Genomic DNA, 22,093 nt, shown 5'->3' on the forward strand with positions numbered 1-22,093 from the left:
TTTTTATAAAACCTTAAATACAAATCGATGCGCCACTATCGCTGCGTAAACGCCATTATATTACAAACAGTGTAAGCTTCCGTTTACTGTGAAACGCTCAACGATAGCACCGATTTAATCCCATCGGCTGTTTCAGCCTGATTCAACTCGGTCGCCATCAGATACAGCCTATCTTTGCTAATCCCGCCCGGTTCGGCCAGATACTGCGCGATATGATTGGCTCTGGCAATCGCCAGATCGTTAAGGCGCTGCGGATCGGGTGGAAAAATGCCTTCCAGTTTCTGTTGCGCCAACGGGTAAAAGTCAGAGTCCGGATTAGCCTTGATCCGCGGCTTGCCTAATAAGGATCTATCCATCTCCTGCGGGAAGACTTCGCCAAAAAACTTGGCCAGCAAGCGCTTGTAGTCATCGTCGGTCAATTCAATGTATTCGTGCCGAACTTTCTCACCTTTGTCGCGCAATTCGCCGGACTTCATTTTTTTCAATACATCCTTTACTGCTTCAAAGCGCATCGCCGGCCAATCCATGTTTTGGTAAGCAATACCTTTGATTTCCAGGGTCAACTCGGGTTTGCTGAGCAAGGCTTTATTAAGCTGATCCAGTTTGGCGGATTCTTCGACAGCCAATTCAGCACTACCCGGTGCGAAAGCCACCGCGCTAAAGTCCTTGTCATCATCGAGCAGCGAACCCAGCGCTTTGAACGGCGACATCGCCACTTTAGAGATCAGATTAACCAACACATCGGCCAGCAAGGAACCAATACTGAATTTCGGATCTTCCAGACTGCCGGTGATGGGAAAATCCAGATTAATTTTGCCGTCCGCATCTTTCAGCAAGGCAATCGCCAAATGCAAAGGCAAGGACACCGCATTCGGATTTTCCACATGCTCACCCAAGGTCAACTGATCAATGAGCAATTTATTCTGCACTGCCAACTGCGCCTGCTTGATGGTGTAGCGCAAATCCAACGCCATTTGGCCTTTCTCAATCCGGTAGCCGGCAAACTCAGCCATATAAGGCGTAATCAACGGCAAAGGCATGTTGGTAAAATTTAGGGCAATGTCCGAATCCCCCGTATCGAATTGATATTTGCCTTTGATACCGACCGAGGCCATCTCGTAAACCTTGCCTTTTAAAGCCAACTTGGCCTCGGCATCTTTGTCCGAGGAAAACCCGCTGACTTCGCCGTTGAGACTGTTCATCGCCGCTACGAACGGTAATATCAAGGAGTAGTCGGAGAAATCCGACTTACCCTCTTTCAGTTCGATTTTACCGATACTGACCCGCGGCTCGGTGGATTTGGCGGCCGCCGGTTTTGCAGGAGGTTTAGCTGCCGGAGCTGGTTTTGCGGGTGTTTGCGGCAGCATTAGATCGTCGATATTGGTTTTACCATCCTTTTTGATATTAAACCGCAGGTAAGGACGGTCAAACATTACCTTGGCGAATTTGAAATCCTGTTTCGCCAAATCGATATCTATTCCCGACACCTCCAGATTGGACCATTTCAAGAAATCCACGTTCTTGAGCTGATCCCGAGTCACCAAACCTTCTAAATTGGCGTCGCCCTGAAAAGTGAGTTGCAGCTGCTCAGCCACCGCTAATTGCAGATTGCCCTTACCACTGAAGTCGCCATCCACCAATTCCAGTTTTAAAAAGGGGTCCAGATAAGGTTGGAACACTTTCAGGTTAATATCGTGAATATCCAGCGCCCAAGACCCCGCAAATGGCTGCAAACTCATCTCGCCGTCCACTTTCAACCCGCCGGTATTATTGAACTTGCAGCTCAATTGCACCGGCAATTTACCACTGTCCTGCGTGCTAAATTTTTGCACCTTGCCACTCAACTCGCTCAGTTGCAGCTCCAGCGGCTTCGGCAAACTGTAATCGGTAAAATGAATGTTGTAGTTGTTGAATGCCAACTCATCCACTCTAACCAGCCAGGGCTTGCTTTCCTCGGCAACCATCGGCGTTGCAGGTGGTTGATTAACGTCTTGAGCCGCGGCATCTCCGGCAAACAAAGCCTGATAATTGACAATACCGTCAGCTTGCAACCACGCGCTAATCCCCGCATCGCTGCTGGATACCACTCCAATCTCAACTTGCTGCTGATTAACATCGACATTAATGCCGTTGACCGCCAAGGCCGGCAGACTCACTAACGGCTTACCGTGATTGTTCTCGGTGATCTCCAGCTGTTTGATCTCGACATTGCCGTTGCTTAGCTTTGTGAGCATCCCATCCGCTGCTTGGGCAAGCGTGTAATCGACTTGCAAACCCAGCACGCCGTTGACGATTTCCACCGGCAGGATTTGTTGCAAAAATAATTGCCAGCTTCTGGCCAGACCTATTTTTTCCAACTGCAACTGACCCTTAGAAGCCAGCGGTGCAATCGAGAAATCGCCATGCCATTGGATAGTGCCGCCCGATTCCAAACCCACACTCAATTCGCCCGGCGCACTGCTTGCCGCCTGAGTGCTGAATTCGTTGAGTTTTAGATTAAGCCGTAACAGGTTTTCCGATAGCACTTGACCGCTGGTAGCATCCCGCCAGCCTATGCGTCCTTCTGTGACCGCGATTTGATGAACCCACAGCGCCAAGCTTTTGCCGTCACTGTCTTTTGTGTCAGGCTGCGACTCTGATTGCTTGGTTTTTATATCCGCAAAATTGAATGCGCCGTCGGCGCGACGTTCGATATTGACTTGCGGATTATGCAAATCAATGACGTCTAAAACCACACCGCCCAGCTTTGCCGACTCGACGGTGTCCAAATCGACAAATAAACGCTCGAAACCCGCCAGATCTTTGCCGTCTTTCGCCGCCAGGGCAAAGCCTTCCAAGGTCAGTGTGAATTTGAAGGGGTTAAAGCGAATTGCCGAAAGCCGGGCTTGCTGTCCGGTTTCTTCCTGAATTAAAGCCGGCAGTTTTTTTAAGGCCAGGGCCGGCACCAGGTAAAACCCCAAGAAGGCGTAGATCGCCAAAAGCGCAATAAGCCCCAATCCTGCGATCAAGCCTTTTTTTCGATTCATTGTCACCACCACACGCTGGGAATTAGTGCAGCTTATTCAACAAATCGGCATCTATCCGGCATCCACCGAGATCCGGATAATCGGCCAGGTTTTGTTCGAAATCTCGAAAGGACGGATGTTGAAAAGCCAGGCGGGCAATCTTGCCTTGCACTAACTCAAACTCCAAAGCCCCGCCTTTTTCACGCGGACTGCCGGGTTTGGTGACAAACAGCATGATGCCGATATTCGCCAAAGGCTGGCCTTGATCTTGAGCCGGACGCGCACAAGTGTAAGTCTCGACATTGAGCCCGCTAAACACACCCGCCAGCTGAGCGGCGTTGATCAGCACGCCTTCGTCAGCAACCGTCGGCACTTGCAGTAGCGCTTCCAAACCAAAGTTGCCCAAATGGTTTTGCAGTAGCACCGTGCCGTTCCCGCCTTTTTCGGTATTTAATAAAGGGTATAGCTGCCGAGCGGCTTCGTCTTTGTTGGGATTTTGCAAAGCCGACAAAAATTGCCGCGCCGCCGATTGAATTGGGTTGATGACGCCTTCTTTTTTCTGCCGGGAGTTGGTCAGCGCCTCCCAATCCTGCTCGGTGTTAACCGCTAGCTTCATGCTCTTCATGACGGCGTAGTCTTCGCTCGCCAGACAGCCGGCGAAGTCCTTAGCCCGATATTGTTCCAGCAACTTGGGGCGGATTTCGTCGGTCATGGCCCGCTGCGCGGAGATATTAAAGTTTTTCCAATCCGGCGAGGTTTTGCTCAGGAAATAGTACAACACCGCATTGCGATCAAATTTATTGAAGCCCAAATCTTTCATCGCCAGCTTCAAGCGCCGGCATTGGCTTTCCACATCCGGGTAATTCTGCCAATCCGGTTGCAGATTGGGTTTCGCGGCCGGGTCGACTTGATCGATCAACTGCCGCAAACTGACTTCGCCATTGGCCGTTTGAATCGGTATCCGCCACAACTCATCAAGTGACAAATCATGCGCGTCGGGCGGCAGGTCACCCGAGGTTTTCAACAGTAATGAGGAGACAATTTCCGGGTATACCCGCAATTCGCCCAGCAGTTTGCTTTCGGAAGACCAAGCACTCAAGCCACCTTCAACCACCTCATAAACGCCAAGACGGATTTGATTGAAACTACTGCTGTCCCCCGCAAGTACCACACTGGCAGGCAAAGAATGCGTCTCGGAACTGTATTTACCGTTACCAGAAGTACCGGCTGCGGGAGTTTTGGCCACCACTTGCGGATTGCTCTCCACCCAGTTGCCGGCCAGCTTGCCCATCACCGCCATACCCGCGCCGACACCGGTGAATGCGAACAAACTGCTGGCGGCATTCACGTCGTTAATTAATTGGGAAAGATTGGCTTCGTGGCTGTTACTGGTCAGAAAGTTGTATTCGATCAGGGTGTCTTTGCTGGAATCGAGCCGTAACCAAGGGGTCAGATAAGATTTTTTGGTTTCCAGCTTGAAATTGCATTTGCCGGTTGTGGCTTGGTACAAAAAGCCGCTGGCTTCGCGCTTCAGTTTTAAGGCATCGTTATGCACACTGAATACTAGCGCCGCGGACAGGTCACCGTTTTCGTAATGACCACCGACATCGCTGCAACCGCCTTTCAGGGCGTTATCCCCTTTGAAATCAAAGTCGGAGACCAATTGTACATAGTAGTCGTCACCGCTCACCATAGATTGACCGCGTAGCGGCTTAATCGGTAAAGACTCGGTTTTGGGATAATCGACGGCAATTTGCCGGGTTGTGGCGCAACCGGCTAGGAAACCGCTGGTTAGCAATGCAGTAGTCAGGACTGAAAAACAACGTATCGACATTAAATATCCTATGGTGTCGCGAAACCCAGGCAGGCATGTGCCCGATGCAGTATCGTTTAAATGTAGAATCGAGTTCTTAGGCGCCGCTTAATCGTGATTCGATAAAATTTATCCTAAGGCATCTTGACGCCGCGGATAGACGCTATTCAAGCACTAATTCCATGCAAGTTAGCCGGGAATGATAAATTGAAGTGTGTTTTGTGGCTATTGTTTTGTTCGACGCGCCAATAGTGCTTAGAGCGCGTCCTGTTTGAAGCGATGGATTTGTCGGCGTTGTTTTTTGTTGGGTTTATGCTCGCGCTCCGACGGATGCAGCAAGGCTTGCTGCTGCTTGTGTAACTCGATTTGCTTAAGCCGCTTATCGATACTGGCTTGGTCTTCGCTGTAAAGCGCCACAGCCTCTTTAGCCGGACGGCGTTGATTATTCAAATCAGTCACCGTAAGCTCCCAAGTGTATTGGTCTTTGGTGACGCTAATCAAATCGCCGATTTTCACTTCCTTGCCCGGCTTGCAGCGCTGGCCGTTGACGTGCACTTTGCCACCGCTGACTGCATCACCGGCCAGACCGCGCGTCTTGAAAAAACGCGCGGCCCATAACCACTTATCGATGCGGACTTGGTTTAACTCACTCAACGCTTAAACCACTCTCCGTCCAGGCTTTAAAACCGCCCGCCATGCTAACCGCACCGCTATAACCCATTTGATTCAAGACCTGAGTAGCCAATGCCGAACGTCCGCCGGTCTGGCAATAAACCACTATGTCCGCATGTTGCCGACCTTGAAAATCCGGATGGGTATCGATCTTAAATTCCAACAAGCCACGAGGAATATTAACAGCCCCCGGCAAATGTCCGGCGGCGTACTCGGCTGGCTCGCGCACATCCAGCAATAAACTGCTCAAGCGCGCTTGCGCAGTCGCCACGTCGATTTCGGTAATCTGTTGTTTGGCGGCAGCCACCAGTTCTTGGGCAGTAAGGCTCATAAAAATTCTCCAGTCGGAAACGGAATTAAGCTTCCATATGTTTTTTCAATTCTTTCGGAATCGAGAAGACTACTTTTTCTTCTATACCTTTGTTTTCACGAACCTGGGTGGTTTCGCCGCCCCACTCTTTGAGTTGATTAATGACTTCCTGCACCAACACTTCAGGCGCGGACGCCCCAGCAGTCACGCCGACTACGTTGATGCCCTCCAGCCACTCTTGTTTCAAATCCTTGTAGGTATCGATCAAAAACGCCTGTTTACCCAGCTGTTCGGCGATTTCCCGCAAGCGGTTGGAGTTGGAGCTGTTCGGCGAACCCACCACTAAAATCAGATCCGAAATCTTTGCCAGATCGTGAACTGCGTCCTGGCGGTTTTGGGTAGCGTAGCAAATATCGTCTTTTTTCTGTTCTTTGATGGACGGAAACTGCTCACGCAATGCGTCGACCATTATTTTGGTGTCGGTCATGGACAATGTGGTCTGCGTGACGTAAGCCAAATTATCCGGATTATTCACTCTCAGGTTTTTCACATCATCCGGGGTTTCAACCAGATAAATATCGCCATGCTCGGTGCATTTGTCGTACTGTCCCATAGTGCCTTCAACCTCAGGATGACCGGCATGGCCGATCAGAATCACTTCTCTATCCTGTTTGGCATGTTTGGCTACTTGCATGTGCACTTTGGTAACCAACGGACAAGTCGCGTCGAACACGGTTAACTTGCGCTCTTCCGCTTCCTTTTGGACCTGCTTGGACACACCGTGAGCGCTAAAAATCAGGTACGACCCCACCGGCACGTCACTGAGTTCTTCGATAAAAATCGCGCCTTTTTCCTTCAAGCCATCGACTACCGTACGGTTATGCACCACTTCGTGCCGCACATAAATCGGTGCACCGAAGGTATCGATCGCTTGATCGACAATTTCAATAGCCCGGTCTACGCCGGCACAGAATCCACGAGGGTTTGCGAGTACGATTTGCATATTCTTGAGTATTTTACTTGGTTAAGACAAAACGATTTTAATCCAATTTTGTTTCCGAGACGATAATTCCGTCGCTATCGGCGTAAAGATAGTGATCTTTTTTGAAATTGACGCCGGCAAAAGTGATCATCGAATCCCGATGTCCATGTCCGTGCTTACTGCTGCAAAGCGGGTGAGTGTTCAGAGCCACCACACTAATCGGCATTTTGTTGATCGCTTCCGAACCGCGAATACTGCCGTAAACGACGATACCCTGCCAGCCATTTTCGACCGCCAAAGCAGTCAAAGTATCCCCCAACAAGGCGCAACGCTTTGAGCCGCCGCCGTCGATAACCAGCACCCGATCATTGACTTTTTCTTCCAGCACGGTCCGCACCAAAGTGTTGTCTTCGAACACTTTTAAAGTCGTGATTTGCCCGCTGAACTGGGTTTTACCGCCGAAATACCGGAACAATGGCTCGGCAATTTGAAAATTTTCTTGGGCGGAAAAACGATCACATAATGCGCTGGTAAGAAATGACATACAGCCTCCAAAGGCTAGTAATAACGCGCCAGCAGTCCGTACTGGCAATCAGCATCAGGCAGTGGAATTTTCACTTCATAACCGCCCCCAGACGCTTCCTGCATGGGCTGGCCGTATTTATCGACCATATTCTCCACAGTTATATCCCGATTCCCCTGCGGCAGGATTAACTCCAACTTGTCGCCCAGCGAAAACTTGTTTTTGACGCTAATGTCCGCCCAACCCGTTTCGGTGTCGTAATGGGTAATTTCGCCGCAAAATTGCTGCTGGTGACTTTTGGAATAACCGGATAGGTAGTTTTGATGTTCGTGGGTATGGTGGCGCTGATAAAAACCGTCTGTATAACCGCGATTCGCCAAGTTATCCAAAATCCCCAACAACTCGGGCTGAAACGGCCGGCCCGCCAATGCGTCGTCTATCGCTTGCCGATAAGTCTGCGCAGTGCGCGCTACGTAAAAATGCGATTTGGTACGGCCTTCGATCTTCAGGCTGTCGATACCGATTTCCACCAAGCGCTGCACGTGCTCTATCGCCCGCAAGTCTTTGGAATTCATGATGTACGTACCGTTTTCGTCTTCCATCACCGGTAACAACTCTCCCGGACGTCCCTCTTCTTCCAGGAAATAGATATTGTCGGCCAAAGGATGCCGGTCGGCGCCGCCGCAACTGGCGGTATTGAGCCCGGCATTCAAATCATTCATCGAAATGACCGCACTATCAGCCAGCAAATAATCGCCTTCCGCATTTTCCACAGCCGGCTTAGTATCGTATTTCCACCGGCAGGAATTGGTGCAGGTACCTTGATTCGGATCGCGATGATTGAAGTAACCGGACAGCAAGCAGCGACCGGAATAGGCAATACACAACGCACCATGTACAAATACTTCGAGCTCCATATCCGGACATTGTTGGCGGATTTCGGCAATCTCATCCAGCGATAACTCCCGCGACAAAATCACCCGCTCCACACCCATACTTTTCCAGAATCTGACACTGGCATAATTCACCGTGTTGGCTTGCACCGACAAATGAATCGGCATCTCCGGCCATTGTTCCCGCGTCATCATGATCAAGCCAGGATCGGCCATGATCAGCGCATCAGGCTGCATCGCGATGATCGGCGCCATATCCTTCAAAAAGGTTTTGATCTTGGCGTTATGCGGTATGACGTTGGCAGCCAAAAAGAATTTTTTGCCTAGTTGATGCGCTTCGGCGATGCCTTTGGCTAAGTTGTCGGCCATAAAATCGTTGTTACGCACACGCAGGCTATAACGCGGCTGCCCGGCATAGACAGCGTCAGCGCCGAACGCAAAAGCGTAACGCATGTTACGAATGGTGCCAGCGGGGGAAAGGAGTTCGATGTGTTTCATGTCTGTACTTTAAATTGAGCTGACAGGCATTTTAACAAAGAATCTATTCGGTAACTTTTGGACGTTTGAAGAATTGCGGTACTCGGGATAGCATTTTGCGGATAATAAAGGGCAGCGGGGATACGCATAGGCCATTCTTTGTGCATGCTTTATACGCCTCGATATTACCTTCCAAAACGCCTCGGATACTATTATTGGAAACTCCGCCTATACGCATCTTTACCCAAATATCCGGCACATAGACTGATTTAATGTTTTGAACTTCCAAAAAACGCATGGTCAGATCAAAGTCCGCCTGGCGCGGAAAATTAAGATCGAAACCGCCGTATTGCTCGTATATTTTCCGGCGCACAAAAAAAGTGGGATGCGCAGGCATCCAGCCTTTTTCAAAAAGACCATGCTGAAAAGGCTTCGATTGCCAATAGCGCATAACTCGGTTGGTATTTTTCTGCTCTACATATAACAAATCGGCGTAACAAGCATCGACTGTCGCATCGGAAAACACGTTGGCTACTTGATCCAGCACCGTGTCGTCAGCATAAAAATCATCTGCATTGAGTATCCCGATAATTTCGCCGCTCGCCATTGCAATACCTTTATTCATGGCATCGTAGATACCGCGATCCGGTTCGGAAACCGCTCGCAATAAATCCTTGTATCGCGTTACCACATCCATGGTTCCGTCTGTCGAGGCACCATCGATAATGATGTGTTCCTTGTCCGGATATTTTTGATTGGCTACGGAAAGAATGGTGTCTTCGACAGTGGAAACGCTGTTGAAGCAAACTGTGATGATCGATATTAAATTAGACACAATTGGTTTTTTTTATTGGAAAACAATGCCCGATTGAGCATGTTCGCGATAAAGATTAAGCAGTTTTTCAACGACAACATCTTCGGAAAACGTCTCAAGCACGTGCTGTCTGCCATTTTTGCCCAATTGCCGTAAAGTGGGTAGATCGGTCTCCAGCATCCACAGCATGCCCTCGCACAATGAATTCGTGGAATATGGAGTGGCGAGATAACCGTTGATTTTATGAAATACAATGTCTTTTAGGCCTGAGCAATCAAAGGCGATGACGGGCGTTTCACAGGCCAAGCTTTCAGCGGCGACCTGTCCGAATGACTCGACTAGCGAGGGCACCACGGTAAAGTCCGCGCGGCTATAAAGTTTCACCAACCGCGACGGTTCAATCACATGGCCGATCTCGACATGCCGGAAGCCAAAATCCATGGCGTTTTTGCCTACCGTTCCTCCAAAACTGACCAGCACAATATTGTTTTTTTCATGCAGCCGAGCCGCCAACAAACGTAAAGCCTGGTACAACAAATGAAAGCCTTTCATGCCCATGTTCTTGCCATGCACGGCACCGAACAGAATGACTCTGTCTTTGGGAGACACGCCGTAATCCGCTAAAAAATCATTAGTCATCGGCCTATAAAGCTCTGTATCCAAACAATTGGGTATAAGCCGTATATCAAAATCTCTCAATAAAGGGCTTTCGGTTGCCCGATTTACCATCCAGGTAGAGGGAGCAGTAAAAATAACTCTGTCTTTGATGGCATTTAAGACTCGCTTCTTCCTAATCCAGGTGAATCTATCCAGATCAACTCCAGTCACATTTTTATTCGCGGCATGATAACCCTCTATAAATCGGGTGCTTTCTAATGCCAAATGCTCGCTTCCGCAATAAAACCATTCGTCATGCAAAGTAATAATTATCTTTCCATTTATACTGGGGATTTTTTCTAAAGCAATAGCTTCATTATTTATCCAATTCAAATGAACTAACTCTGAGTTTCGAATGATATTCAGAACGCTATCGCAACTAAATAAATTAAGAGAATGCTTGACGGAGTTTTTACTTAATTGGCATTTCTGCACAATAAAAGCAAACAATCTTTTAAGGAAATGCCAAAAGAACTCCAACCTTCCAGGCGCCATAACAGACTCATCGTTCGAGAATTTTTCCACGACAACATACTGAACAGAAATCCGCTTTTTCCGTAAGGCCAGAAAAACTTTTTGGGCGGCTTTTGCCGCGCCGCCGCGAGATTCCGAGAATGATACGAGCGAAATCAAGACGTAGCCCTTAGATTTCCCAACCATTATTGGTCGTAAATTTCGGTGCGGATGCTATTCGCTCAATCACTTGCTCGACGTTTCGAAGATAAAGCATATTTCCGACATTTTGGCTTTGCCTATTGTTGGGCATTAACTGGCGCGTAAGTGGATCGTATTTAAAAGTAGTAAAGCCATAATCGAGCATAACAGCATGTAAACTCGCCTCATCGAACCCATAACGACTTCCACTTCCGTTCAATTCCATAACAACGCCTAGCAACGACGGATTGGATAAGGTTTTTCTAGCCCCGGCTATCACATTCGTTTCAAATCCCTCCACGTCGATCTTTATCAACGTCGGCTCGAAGTCTTCTAAAATATCATCCAGCGTCTTTACTTCCACCTCAATCGTCTCTAAACCTTCTTCCGAAGCCGCAACAACATGATTGACGGTATCCAACGCAGCTGTAAACTTTAAAACACCGTGCTCACGACCAACACCAACATTAAGTGCCGATACCTTGCCGCCGATGGCATTTAAATGAATGTTATCCTTTAAATGCAAAAATGTACTTGGTACCGGCTCCATGCTGATCGAGTTCGCTCCAACCACACCGGAAGCCAATACGGTATAAGACCCGACGTTAGCCCCGACATCGACAAAACCATCCGCAGCCCTTAACAAATGCATGATAAAAGCCATATCTTCAAACTCATGCAATCCGGTGTAAATATTCCCGGTCGCTCCCGTCATGCCGTTAGCGGTCAAAAGGCGCGTTCCATTGACAAAGTCAAGGCTATGGGACTATCAATTAAACGACTGGCAACTTGCCATCGAATAAATCCTAGTATTGCATTTAATTTTCGTCCCCGATTAAGCGGATGACGGGTAACGGTTTTTAAAACATCGAATAATTCCATTTATGCCTCCATTTCCCTCAGAATACGGTAGGCGCCATCAAGTAAATTATTCGCCCATCTTTCCGGCGTGAATTGCAAAGACATTAAATAACTGTTCTCCGCCATGATCATTCTTTGACCTTCATGTAGCGCAGTGTATTGCAACATTGCCGAGGCCAACTCATCAACATCCCCGGTTTCGACCACATATCCGTTATAACCTGTTTGAACCAGATGCACAGAAGCCCCAACTTCCGCAGAGCAGATAAGCGCCAACCCAGCCGACGCCGCCTCGTGCAGTACTAGCGCCCAAGGCTCGAAAGTACTCGGCAGGATTAAACAGTTTGCCCGCAGTAATTCTCCAGGCAAATCGCCCGGCTGACAAAAACCCATCAGCTCTATACCCTCCACAGGTTCGAGCATGGCTTTCAACGGTCCAGTTCCATAACATTTTAACGGCCAAGGCTCTGCTACGGACTGTCTATAGCGCCGATAAGCCTCTACCAACACATCCAGACCTTTCTCCGCCGCGAGCCGACCGACGTATACAAAAGCATGAGACTCGTCTGACAAGTGTTGCCGTTCGAAATGGATGGCGGAAAACTTTTGATGGTCACAGCTTAATACGCCGCGCAAAATCCGACGCTGTGGAAATCCCAAGTGATGCGCAAAAACAGCCTGCCGTTCGCCGGCGACAAATAGTGCGTCACATATCGGCTTTAAATAAAAGCGGGAAATCATCCCCCCCAATCTTTGCTTGATAGTTCCTCGCCATGGATTATCGACGGTAATGATCCTAACGGCCCTACTCCGAAATTTTTTCAAGATATGTCTGTGTCCAGGCACATTCCATCCGGAAGAGACAATGATATTCGGTCTAAATTTTTCCAGCCTGCTAAGCAATTCAGTTTCGTCCAAGCGAACATCCCACTCATATCGCTCTTCAATCCAGGAAAACAGGCTATCATCATAGGGCGCATCTTTAGTAACCCGCATATTCGAAACAAAAATTTCCACGCCTTCAGTTTGCGCCAATTGCTTTAAACAGGCATTCATGTAGCCGGAGAGTTGGGTCCATAAAATAGCGACGCGCGTTATAATGGGTTCTGTCATTTCGCCACCTGGCTACGCGTCAAATATTTTTTAGAATAGTGCTTTAGAAAAATCCAGTATTCAATTAGCCATAAAACAAAAGCAGGCGCCACCCGATTCTTCATTTTGATTTGCCCATATTCCTTAAGCACTTCCAGCGTCCTATCTTGCCCCACACCACCTTCACGCCAAGCAGAAAAAATAATATTTTTCAATTTTACTGTCGGAAAATCGCTATAAGCGCGCAACAAGTGCTCATAGTCCATGCAAAAACGGTTATTGACGTCGAATAAGCCATAAAGTTCGAACATTTTCTTATGCGTAAACAGGGCTTGATGCGGCAGAGACATCCGGAACAATAATGATCGCTTATTAAATTTTGGGTTAAATCGCTTTGGCGCCACCCATAAAACTTGTTTGTCGTCTTGTTCCGAAACGCGCTGTACTCTGGCACCAATCAACATATCGCGTTCCGGATCGACACCCTCCATCATTTCACTGACGACATGCCTGGATAATAAATAGTCTCCGGCTCCCTGAAAATTCAAGTAGTCCCCCGCCGCCAAGGTAACGGCTTTATTAAATGCGTCGCTAATGCCTTTATCCGGCTCGCTAACCCAATAATCGATCACATGCTCGTAACGTTTGAGAAGATCCACGGTGCCATCGGCGGAACCGCCATCAATGACGATAAACTCCAAGTTTTCATAGTCTTGATCAAGAATGCTTAATATCGTACGTTCAATAAATTCAGCGCCATTAAAAACGACCGTCAAAATACTAACTAGGGGCATTTCGGGGCGCGACGATTTGAAGTGACCCTGTTTGCGCAACCCACCCTCGCCCTGTCTCTGACTTTTAGCGGGAAGAAAAAGCATTTGTTCAACCTTGAGCTCGGCATTACTTTTGAAATTTATCTGATTATTCGGCAACATCATTTAAAGCTCACAAAGTTTTCAGCAACAAGCTCAAGCTTTTGTTTTCAAAATATTTACCCTTGAGAGCAATCAACGAAGACAAAACCACTAAGGTACATAAAAATTTCAAATACCATTCTCCACTAAAATAATGCTCTATAATTAGATGAAAAATATTATTTAAATAAGGATGCAAAACCAAAACCAACATAGACTCCATTCCAAATACCATCAAGAATGAAGACTTTTGAACGAGAAAATCAAATTTAAAAAACAAGAAAATTAAAAAATAACCAATAAATAAAACGCAAGAAAAGGTAACATAAATATTTCCTACATTATTTCTTGCCATATCAAGCGACAACAATAGATTAAAATAATAAATCAGCCAAAACCCTCCCACAAAAAACAACAGCACCCACGCTGAATTATTTAACAAATTTTGTTTATACTTTGCAAAAACATAGCCAGACAATACCCATGGCAGAGCCGAAGCACCTTTATCCAAAGCCAATGGCAATACTGGATAATCAGTCATATAACTGTAAAAAATTAACGTAAATATCAACAACAATATTGAATTTACTTTCAGATATTTTATTAACAAAAAGACAGACGCTCTTGCCCAAAACAAAGCCGGCAAAAACCATAATACAAATCCATAATGCTGTAGATGATCAATATCCATCCACCAGAAAATCCCAACCAACTCATCGAAAACGCTTTCCCTGTCACGCCCCAATACAATCTCCTTTACTGAATTAACCACCAAACCAACTATTCCAAAAAGAAAGTATGGCAGGAGAATACGCCTAGCATTTTTCTTAAAGAACTCAATCGGCGAATTCTCGGGATTGATAAAAATCCCTCCTATAAAGAAAAACAAAGGGATATGAAATGAATAAATATAAGAGCCTAATGGCGATTGGATATGCCCCAGCACTACCAGTAAAATAGAAAATCCTTTGCAGGCGTTTATTGCAATACTAAATGACTGATTAAAGTTGCGACTGCTCATACCTAAGTATTGGCCCGGCGAAAGAACTCTAATATTTCACCAGCGGCAATGGAAAACGTTGTAGCCAACACAATTAACGCTTCAAAAATAGTCCCGCGTCCCTCGTATTCGGAACAATGCTTGGTTAATGAAATTATATTCCGTGTGCGCTGTATTCTTGACAACCAAGAACGGGCGGCATATTTGACCCAATGGCTTCTGCTCAATTTTTCAGCGAAAAACCATGCCAATGCAGCCCGATAACCTTTTTCTACTTCATTGTCATTATTCAGTGTGGTAAACGAATCTGGATGAGAGCGAAAAAACACATCCGCCGAGGGAAGCATTACCACAGATTTATAAGTTGTTGCAGTTAATGCAAACAACAAAACATCCGGCCCAGCCCCGTTCAATGTGAAGTCACGGGGAATACATGTCGGGAAAGACAGTTGCAGATTTTTCCTAATATCCGCCATACGAAAAATAGCGGCTCCCGGAGAGAATGGCACTCTGGCGTTTAATAGCAACTGAAAATATCGTGCCGTGGAAATGACTTGCTCAGCGCTGGATAACGAAAAATTGATCTTCCCACTTTCTGGTGAAATACCAATTGTTACGGCGGTTGAAACAAAACCAACATCTGGATTTTCAAGAAAAGGCAGTGTATTTTCAAGAAAATTTGGCGAGATCAAATCGTCACTGAACAGTATTTTCCCATATTCTCCTCGCGCTTTCTCCACGCAAGCCAGCCAATTTCTTACTGGTCCAATATTGCTATCGTTTCGAAAAATACGGACTCGCCGGTCTTTCTCCGCAAACTGTTGACATATCTCCCATGTTCCGTCGTCACTGGCGTTATCTACCACCACCACTTCAAAATCAGCAACTGTTTGGTCCAATGCAGACTGAATACAATCAGCGATAAAGTTTCTACGATTAAATACAGGAATTAGGATACTGACTCTTGGCATAAACTTCAAAACACCCACTATTTATCGACTACCCAAGCCTGGCGACGGATTATCTGCAGCACCTGAACTGGAAGCGCCACGCCTGCAAAAAGCAAACTTACGCAAGTTGCCAATACCACACCATATGAACCAAAGCCTAATTGGTTTGTAAAGAATAGGGCTAGTGGAATATTGATTAACATGGCTGCTATTGCTGTATATAGCTGAACAGAGATATTGCCGATACCGTTTACAAACATCGCAAAAATATTATTCCAACTGGAAATCACCACAAACAATCCCATTGCAACTATCAATGGCAATGATACAAAAAACTCAACACTTATCCATAAAGAAATAACAGATTTCGCTATTAAAGCCAAGATTGCCACTGCCATAGCAATGCCGGCTAAAAGCATTAACTGTTTTCGCAACATAGTGCGAATCCATGCAATATCATTTCTATGAAAAGCATCCGTATAAGCAGACCAAAGCGGCGCGGAAATTAACGTATGCGCAAAACTAATGATACTAAAAAGCTTAAACACAACCTCATATTCGGTGACATATTGAGGCCCAAAAATCTGGGCAATCAGAAACTTATCGGTGGTGAATATAACCAATACGGCAAGCTGTATTATAAAGAACTGCACTCCCACCGATAACAAAGGGCGCACATGAGATTTATCCCAAAAAAAATACGGAACCAAGCCTGGATTCTGTTGATAAAACCTAATACTCAACATCAAATTTGCAGCAATCATTGAAATGCCATAAACAATTGCCAAATTACTAATCGATGCGTCAGCGAACTTCGTCAAACCATAAATAAGAGTTAAGGTAAGTACGTTTGAAATCAACGGGCCCAAAGCAACCCATGAGGATTTTTGTACCGCGCCAAGTAGCGCACTGATCAAACCGATCCAAAAATTCAACAAGATAAAAAATGCCGAAATTTGCACGGTTATGCGCAACGTGTCTTCCGGAATTGCCTGGGAGTTAAACACTATTTGCCAAGGAACAAAAAATGAGGCACCAGTGACTATCACCCACACTATCAGCGCTATCACACCAATCAAGCTGTAACCCGATGAAATGTAATGAGCAGCTTCCACACTATCATTCTTCGCCAACGCTTCCGCCACCTTATTGCGAAGGCCATTGCCGATGCCTAGATCGAAAAACACAATCCATGACATTATGGTAAGTAATGTGGACCAAACACCAAACTGCTCCTGCCCAAGGCAATCGATCATCAAAGGAATCGCACAAAACGACGCTACCATGCTGATAGCTTTGTAAATCACCGATCCTTTTATCTGCCGCAGATAATTCCGGGTACGTTCGTTGGAAACTGCGTCACTCATTACGATTGGTCAACCCATTTCACCATGGCCGACACACCCTCCGGCGCTGTGACTTGTGGTTGCCAAGCAAGCAAGCGTTTAGCTTTGCTTATGTCGGCCACAAACACGCGTTGATCGCTTTCACGCACTGGCAATTGGTCGTAATTAAGGCGAACACCAACGATCGATTCCAACAACTCAAACAGTTCCAATAAAGACAGACTGTTTTCTATACCACCACCAATGTTAAACACTTGCCCTTGAGCTTTATCGATATTGCTCAATGCCGCACTATAAAGACGCTTCATGTCTTCGGCATGGAGTACGTCACGAACCTGTTTGCCAGTACCGGAAATAGTGAACGGCTCTTTACTTAGGCCTTTGGCTGTCTCTATCGCCTTTTGACAAAACCAGCCAACCCAGCCTTGATCATAGGTAGCGAACTGCCTGCCGCCATACATCGACGAATGGCGAAAAACCACGGTCTTAAGCCCGAATATTCTTGCATAATCAAGCATATATTGATCAGCAGCGCCTTTGGAGCAGCCGTAGGGTGAATGGAATTCCAAAGGTACATTTTCATCGAAGCCGTTGGGATGCTCTTGGCACTGGAATCGCGTTTGAGTTTCGGTATAAGAATACTGCTCCAAATCGCCATACACTTTGTTGGTGGAGGAATACACAACGATCGTTTCCGGCGAATATTGTCTGACAGCCTCCAGCAGATTGTGGGTCCCGACTGCATTGACCTCGAAATCCATACGTGGATTGGCAATCGACGTAGTCATAGCCACTTGCCCGGCCAAATGAAATATCGCGTCCGGTTTGGATGACTGGATGGCTCGGGTAATGTCATTCTGATTCCGAATGTCGCCATGCTCAAAAAGAAATTTCCCTTGTGTTTGTAACCACGTCAGGTTTTCGCGCGAGCCACTACGATAGAGATTATCAAATATCAATAACTCATCGCCCCGCCGTATCGCATCGGCGGCTAAATTGCTCCCTAAGAAACCACAGCCGCCAGTGATCAGCAATTTCATTGCTTATTTCCTTCAATTGTCATTTGTAAACCTTCCAAAAGTCCATATTCGCAGCGCCACCCCAGTGCCTGTATTGCCTCAGTATTTGCTTGCGAAAACATTGCTTCCCCTGCCCGGTAAGGCAATGCACCGAAATTCAGGCAGGTTGTCGATGCCGTTAAGTTGTGTACCGTTTCGACAAACCGCCTGATGGTCACCGCAACACCACTACCGACTTCAAATTCAATAAACCAGTCTGCAATTGAATTTCGTTTATTCAGCAATAACGAGTATGCAAATACGGCGTCATCTATGTATATAAAATCACGACGCTGCTCGCCCAATGTCAGATTTAATTTCGGTACATTAGCCAAGCAGCTATTGATAACATGTGCGGTAAATTTAGAATTATCGTCCCCGGGGCCATAAAAATGTTCAAGTCTCACATTAATGAAACGAATTTTCTCTTGGCATGCGAAGTATTTACCCCATTCTGAAAATTGCCTTTTGGAAAGTGCGTATGGATTCAGATGTTTATCCAATGCCGTGTCGGTATTGATAAATACATCGACATTTGCGCAAACCGCTGCTTCTAATAGCTTCAGCGAAAACAACAGATTGGTTTCTGTGATTTGACTGATAGTCTCACCGCCCTTGCCATAACAGGTAGCGGTATGAATCACCGCATCGAATCTACCGAAACGTGTAAACAATTCAACGAGATAGGTTTCCTCTAAATTGCAGACGACCAGCCTGGGTAAAATAGCTGCTATCCGGTTGAGCGGGGACAACTTTCTTTTAATGGCGACAATCTCGTGCCCTTCATCGAGCAATGCCGTCGCTAAGTGACTGCCTAAATAGCCAGTCACTCCAGTCAGTAGGACACGCAAACTATTAACTCACACCAAAGAATGATTCCAACCTCTCGACCACAAAACTCAACATCTCTTCGGTCAGACCGGGATAGACACCTATCCACAAAGTGTTATTCATCACGGTATCGGTGTTTTGCAAATCACCGCTGATTCGATAAGCCCTATCCTGAAAATAAGGCTGACGCGTCAGGTTGCCGGCAAACAGTAAGCGGGTACCGATTTTGTATTGGTCCAGGTATTTCAGTAGATCGACTCGGACAAATTCAGCCGATTCGCGTAAGGTGATGGGGAAACCGAACCAGGAAGGATCGCTGTTGGGCGTCGCTTCAGGCAAGATTACAAACTGCTCGCAGGATTTTAGGCGCTGTTTTAAATACTCGAAATTGCGTTTACGGATCGCAATAAAATCGGATAGACGATCCATTTGCGCCAATGCGCAGGCAGCCTGCATGTCGCTGATTTTCAGGTTGTAGCCCAAATGCGAGTAGGTATATTTGTGATCGTAGCCCTTCGGCAAAGTACCCAACTGCCAACCGAAGCGCATACCGCAAGTATCGTCGCAACCCGGCGCGCAATAACAATCGCGTCCCCAATCGCGGAAGGATTCGATGATTTTGCGCAGCTTGCGATCCTTGGTAAACACCATGCCGCCCTCGCCCATGGTAATGTGATGCGCCGGGTAAAAACTACAGGTTGCAATGTGGCCGAACTGGCCGACGTGTTGGCCTTTATAGGTTGACCCTAAAGCATCGCAGCAGTCTTCAATAACCCACAAATTATGCTTGTTGGCGACAACCATGACCGCATCCAGGTCAAAAGGATTACCGAGGGTATGAGCAATCATGATGGCTCGAGTGCGCTCTGACACTGCCGCTTCGATTTTTTGCGGATCAACGTTATAGGTCGGAATATCGACATCGACGAACACCGGCACCATGCCCGCATGCAAAATCGGATTGACAGTCGTTGGAAAACCCGCCGCGACTGTAATCACCTCATCGCCCGGTTTTAAGGCACGCTCGCCTAATTTGGGCGAGGTCAATGCGGTGAATGCCAACAAATTAGCCGAGGAACCGGAATTGGTGGTCAATGCATAAGGCACGCCGACAAATTCGGCAAAACGTTTTTCAAATGCTTCGTTGAAACGCCCGGAGGTCAACCAGCCGTCCAGCGATGCTTCGACCATATTTTTAAGCTCACTGGCACCGAGTACTTTGCCGGAAGGCGGAACGGCGCTGGTTCCTGCCTGAAACGATTTTTCCGCAAAATGTAACGCGCTATATTGCTCTACCAGATTGAATATTTGCTGCTTCAACTCTGTCTTATCCACTTAATTTGCCTGCTTGGTGTTTCTGTTATATTGATCAATCTGCCGCAAGGTTAATGCACGCATATCACGTTCGTCACGATAGGCTCTGTGCCACTCGACAATCGACGTCAATGTCTTTTCGAGATGCCATCTAGGATGCCAGCTCAAATGCGTTTTTGCCTTGGCACAATCCAACTTCAGATAATGTGCTTCGTGTGGGTGATTACCGTCATCCAAAATCCAATCCGCGCCCTCGCCCCAACTCTTAGTCAAGTTTTCCACTATCCATTGCACGGGTTTGGCATCGTCCTCGTTCGGCCCAAAATTCCAGGCCTCCGCGAAGTCCGGCCCTAGTTCATACAGTTTTTCCGCCAACAACAAATACCCCGACAATGGCTCCAATACGTGCTGCCAAGGGCGGATGGCGAGGGGATTGCGAATATTGACCGGCTGGCCTTGGGTAATTGCGCGCATAATATCCGGAATCAATCTATCCTCGGCCCAATCGCCACCGCCGATCACATTACCGGCTCTGGCCGAAGCCAAAGCCACACCATGATCGGTATAGTTATCCGGATGAAAATAAGAATTACGGTACGCAGCTGTCACCAGTTCCGCGCAGCCCTTGCTGTTGCTGTAGGGATCGTAACCGCCCATTGCTTCATGCTCGCGATAACCCCAGACCCATTCGCGATTTTCGTAGCATTTGTCGCTGGTAACATTGACGACGGCCTTGACGCTGACGGTATGACGCACCGCTTCAAGCAAATTGACCGTACCCATCACATTGGTTGAGTAAGTCTCGACGGGTTCGCTGTAGGAATAGCGTACCAAAGGCTGGGCCGCCATATGGATGACAATTTCGGGCTGATGCTCGGCAAACACCGCTCGCAACTTTGACAAATCGCGAATATCGCCGATGATGCTGACCATGCCTTTACCCACTTCAGCGACTTCGAACAAACTTGGATTGGTCGGCGGCGCAAGCGCATAGCCGACTAAATGTGCTTGCTTGGATTGTAACCATAGCGACAACCAGCTACCTTTAAAACCGGTGTGGCCGGTCAGTAAGACCCGCTTGCCCGCCCAAAACTCTGATTTCATTACCATACTTTCCAGGGCGGATTAAGACTCCACAATTCTTCAAGATGATTCTTATCGCGCATGGTGTCCATCGCCTGCCAGAAACCCTTATGATGATAAGCGGCCAATTGATTTTCTCTAGCCAAGCGTTGCAAAGGCTGCGCCTCCCAAGTCACCAGATCGCCATCGATATAATCCAAAACCGACGGCTCCAGCACGAAAAACCCGCCATTGACCCAGGCGCCATCGCCGGCTGGTTTTTCCTGGAAATCAAGCACCGCGTTGCCGACAATATTCAACGCACCATATCGGCCCGGTGGTTGGATGGCTGTCAACGTCGCCGCTTTGCCTTGCGAACGATGAAATTGAATTAATGTATCGATATTGACGTCAGCCAAGCCGTCACCATAGGTAAAACAAAAGGTCTCATCGCCAATATAATCTTTCACGCGTAGTAGTCTACCGCCCGTCAGGGTATCTTGCCCGGTATCGATCAGCGTCACTCGCCAAGGCTCGGCATTTTTTTCGTGGACTTCCATGCGGTTGTGCTCCATATCAAATGTGACATCCGACATGTGCAAAAAATAATTGGCAAAGTATTCTTTGATGACATAGCCCTTGTAACCCAAACAGATAATGAAATCGTTAATGCCGTAGCGCGAGTAAATCTTCATTAAATGCCACAGAATCGGCTTGCCGCCAACTTCTATCATGGGTTTGGGCTTGAGATGCGATTCTTCGCTGATACGAGTGCCGAATCCACCGGCTAGGATAACTGTTTTCATTTTGGTGATATTACGGTGTATGGCTAATACTCGATGTAAATGTAAAACCGCGTTATAGC

General features: G+C 47.1%; 21 protein-coding genes. All 21 read right to left on the bottom strand.

What is annotated here, in order from left to right; all coding sequences use genetic code 11:
• Positions 1-83: 83 nt before the first annotated feature.
• The 21 genes from ACWAU0_RS21590 to rfbF all read right to left on the bottom strand — a co-directional run bounded on the left by ACWAU0_RS21590 (position 84) and on the right by rfbF (position 22,034).
• Positions 84-3,026, bottom strand: a complete 2,943-nt coding sequence (locus ACWAU0_RS21590; RefSeq protein ID WP_225892863.1) for a DUF748 domain-containing protein — start codon at positions 3,024-3,026, stop codon at positions 84-86.
• A gap of 22 nt (positions 3,027-3,048) precedes the next feature.
• Positions 3,049-4,839 carry a hypothetical protein gene (locus tag ACWAU0_RS21595; RefSeq protein ID WP_033155218.1) on the bottom strand — a complete coding sequence of 597 codons (1,791 nt, stop codon included), beginning with the start codon at positions 4,837-4,839 and terminating at the stop codon, positions 3,049-3,051.
• Between the two features lie 234 nt (positions 4,840-5,073).
• A complete protein-coding gene (gene hslR / locus ACWAU0_RS21600; protein ID WP_033155219.1) occupies positions 5,074-5,472 on the bottom strand; it encodes an Hsp15 family ribosome-associated heat shock protein in 399 nt (132 codons plus the stop codon).
• Entirely contained in the window at positions 5,465-5,821 is a 357-nt protein-coding gene (locus ACWAU0_RS21605; RefSeq protein WP_033155220.1) for a rhodanese-like domain-containing protein, read from the bottom strand. The genes hslR and ACWAU0_RS21605 overlap by 8 nt, the downstream gene beginning before the upstream one ends.
• A 25-nt stretch (positions 5,822-5,846) precedes the next feature.
• Positions 5,847-6,803, bottom strand: coding sequence for a 4-hydroxy-3-methylbut-2-enyl diphosphate reductase (gene ispH, locus ACWAU0_RS21610; protein ID WP_033155221.1), 957 nt, complete (start codon positions 6,801-6,803; stop codon positions 5,847-5,849).
• A 37-nt stretch (positions 6,804-6,840) separates the two neighbouring features.
• Positions 6,841-7,326 carry a ribonuclease E activity regulator RraA gene (rraA, locus tag ACWAU0_RS21615; RefSeq protein WP_458137897.1) on the bottom strand — a complete coding sequence of 162 codons (486 nt, stop codon included), beginning with the start codon at positions 7,324-7,326 and terminating at the stop codon, positions 6,841-6,843.
• Positions 7,327-7,340: 14 nt separating this feature from the next.
• On the bottom strand, positions 7,341-8,696 hold the full coding sequence (trhP, locus tag ACWAU0_RS21620; protein ID WP_458137898.1) for a prephenate-dependent tRNA uridine(34) hydroxylase TrhP: 1,356 nt from the start codon (positions 8,694-8,696) through the stop codon (positions 7,341-7,343).
• A gap of 43 nt (positions 8,697-8,739) precedes the next feature.
• On the bottom strand, positions 8,740-9,510 hold the full coding sequence (locus ACWAU0_RS21625) for a glycosyltransferase family 2 protein (RefSeq protein ID WP_458137899.1): 771 nt from the start codon (positions 9,508-9,510) through the stop codon (positions 8,740-8,742).
• Between the two features lie 12 nt (positions 9,511-9,522).
• Positions 9,523-10,806, bottom strand: a complete 1,284-nt coding sequence (locus tag ACWAU0_RS21630) for a glycosyltransferase (protein ID WP_523070835.1) — start codon at positions 10,804-10,806, stop codon at positions 9,523-9,525.
• Complete coding sequence (locus ACWAU0_RS21635; RefSeq protein WP_458137901.1) at positions 10,790-11,530, bottom strand: FkbM family methyltransferase; 741 nt, start codon at positions 11,528-11,530, stop codon at positions 10,790-10,792. Before ACWAU0_RS21635 ends, ACWAU0_RS21630 begins: the two co-directional genes overlap by 17 nt.
• On the bottom strand, positions 11,527-11,682 hold the full coding sequence (locus ACWAU0_RS21640) for a hypothetical protein (RefSeq protein WP_458137902.1): 156 nt from the start codon (positions 11,680-11,682) through the stop codon (positions 11,527-11,529). Before ACWAU0_RS21640 ends, ACWAU0_RS21635 begins: the two co-directional genes overlap by 4 nt.
• Positions 11,683-12,774: a glycosyltransferase family 4 protein gene (locus tag ACWAU0_RS21645; protein WP_458137903.1), complete on the bottom strand. Its 1,092-nt coding sequence runs from the start codon at positions 12,772-12,774 to the stop codon at positions 11,683-11,685.
• Positions 12,771-13,691, bottom strand: coding sequence for a glycosyltransferase family 2 protein (locus ACWAU0_RS21650; RefSeq protein ID WP_458137904.1), 921 nt, complete (start codon positions 13,689-13,691; stop codon positions 12,771-12,773). The genes ACWAU0_RS21645 and ACWAU0_RS21650 overlap by 4 nt, the downstream gene beginning before the upstream one ends.
• A gap of 7 nt (positions 13,692-13,698) precedes the next feature.
• Positions 13,699-14,688 carry an acyltransferase family protein gene (locus ACWAU0_RS21655; protein ID WP_458137905.1) on the bottom strand — a complete coding sequence of 330 codons (990 nt, stop codon included), beginning with the start codon at positions 14,686-14,688 and terminating at the stop codon, positions 13,699-13,701.
• 2 nt (positions 14,689-14,690) lie between these two features.
• Positions 14,691-15,638: a glycosyltransferase family 2 protein gene (locus tag ACWAU0_RS21660; protein ID WP_458137906.1), complete on the bottom strand. Its 948-nt coding sequence runs from the start codon at positions 15,636-15,638 to the stop codon at positions 14,691-14,693.
• 17 nt (positions 15,639-15,655) lie between these two features.
• On the bottom strand, positions 15,656-16,984 hold the full coding sequence (locus tag ACWAU0_RS21665; protein WP_458137907.1) for a lipopolysaccharide biosynthesis protein: 1,329 nt from the start codon (positions 16,982-16,984) through the stop codon (positions 15,656-15,658).
• A complete protein-coding gene (locus tag ACWAU0_RS21670) occupies positions 16,984-18,003 on the bottom strand; it encodes a GDP-mannose 4,6-dehydratase (protein ID WP_458137908.1) in 1,020 nt (339 codons plus the stop codon). Before ACWAU0_RS21670 ends, ACWAU0_RS21665 begins: the two co-directional genes overlap by 1 nt.
• On the bottom strand, positions 18,000-18,872 hold the full coding sequence (locus ACWAU0_RS21675; RefSeq protein WP_458137909.1) for an NAD-dependent epimerase/dehydratase family protein: 873 nt from the start codon (positions 18,870-18,872) through the stop codon (positions 18,000-18,002). The genes ACWAU0_RS21670 and ACWAU0_RS21675 overlap by 4 nt, the downstream gene beginning before the upstream one ends.
• Positions 18,873-18,876: 4 nt before the next feature.
• Complete coding sequence (rfbH, locus tag ACWAU0_RS21680) at positions 18,877-20,187, bottom strand: lipopolysaccharide biosynthesis protein RfbH (RefSeq protein WP_458137910.1); 1,311 nt, start codon at positions 20,185-20,187, stop codon at positions 18,877-18,879.
• Positions 20,188-21,270, bottom strand: a complete 1,083-nt coding sequence (rfbG, locus tag ACWAU0_RS21685) for a CDP-glucose 4,6-dehydratase (protein WP_458137911.1) — start codon at positions 21,268-21,270, stop codon at positions 20,188-20,190. It lies immediately after the preceding gene.
• Entirely contained in the window at positions 21,270-22,034 is a 765-nt protein-coding gene (rfbF, locus tag ACWAU0_RS21690) for a glucose-1-phosphate cytidylyltransferase (RefSeq protein ID WP_458137912.1), read from the bottom strand. The genes rfbG and rfbF overlap by 1 nt, the downstream gene beginning before the upstream one ends.
• Between the last annotated feature and the right edge of the window lie 59 nt (positions 22,035-22,093).

The sequence above is a fragment of the Methylomonas sp. Uni0009 genome, from assembly GCF_054188105.3.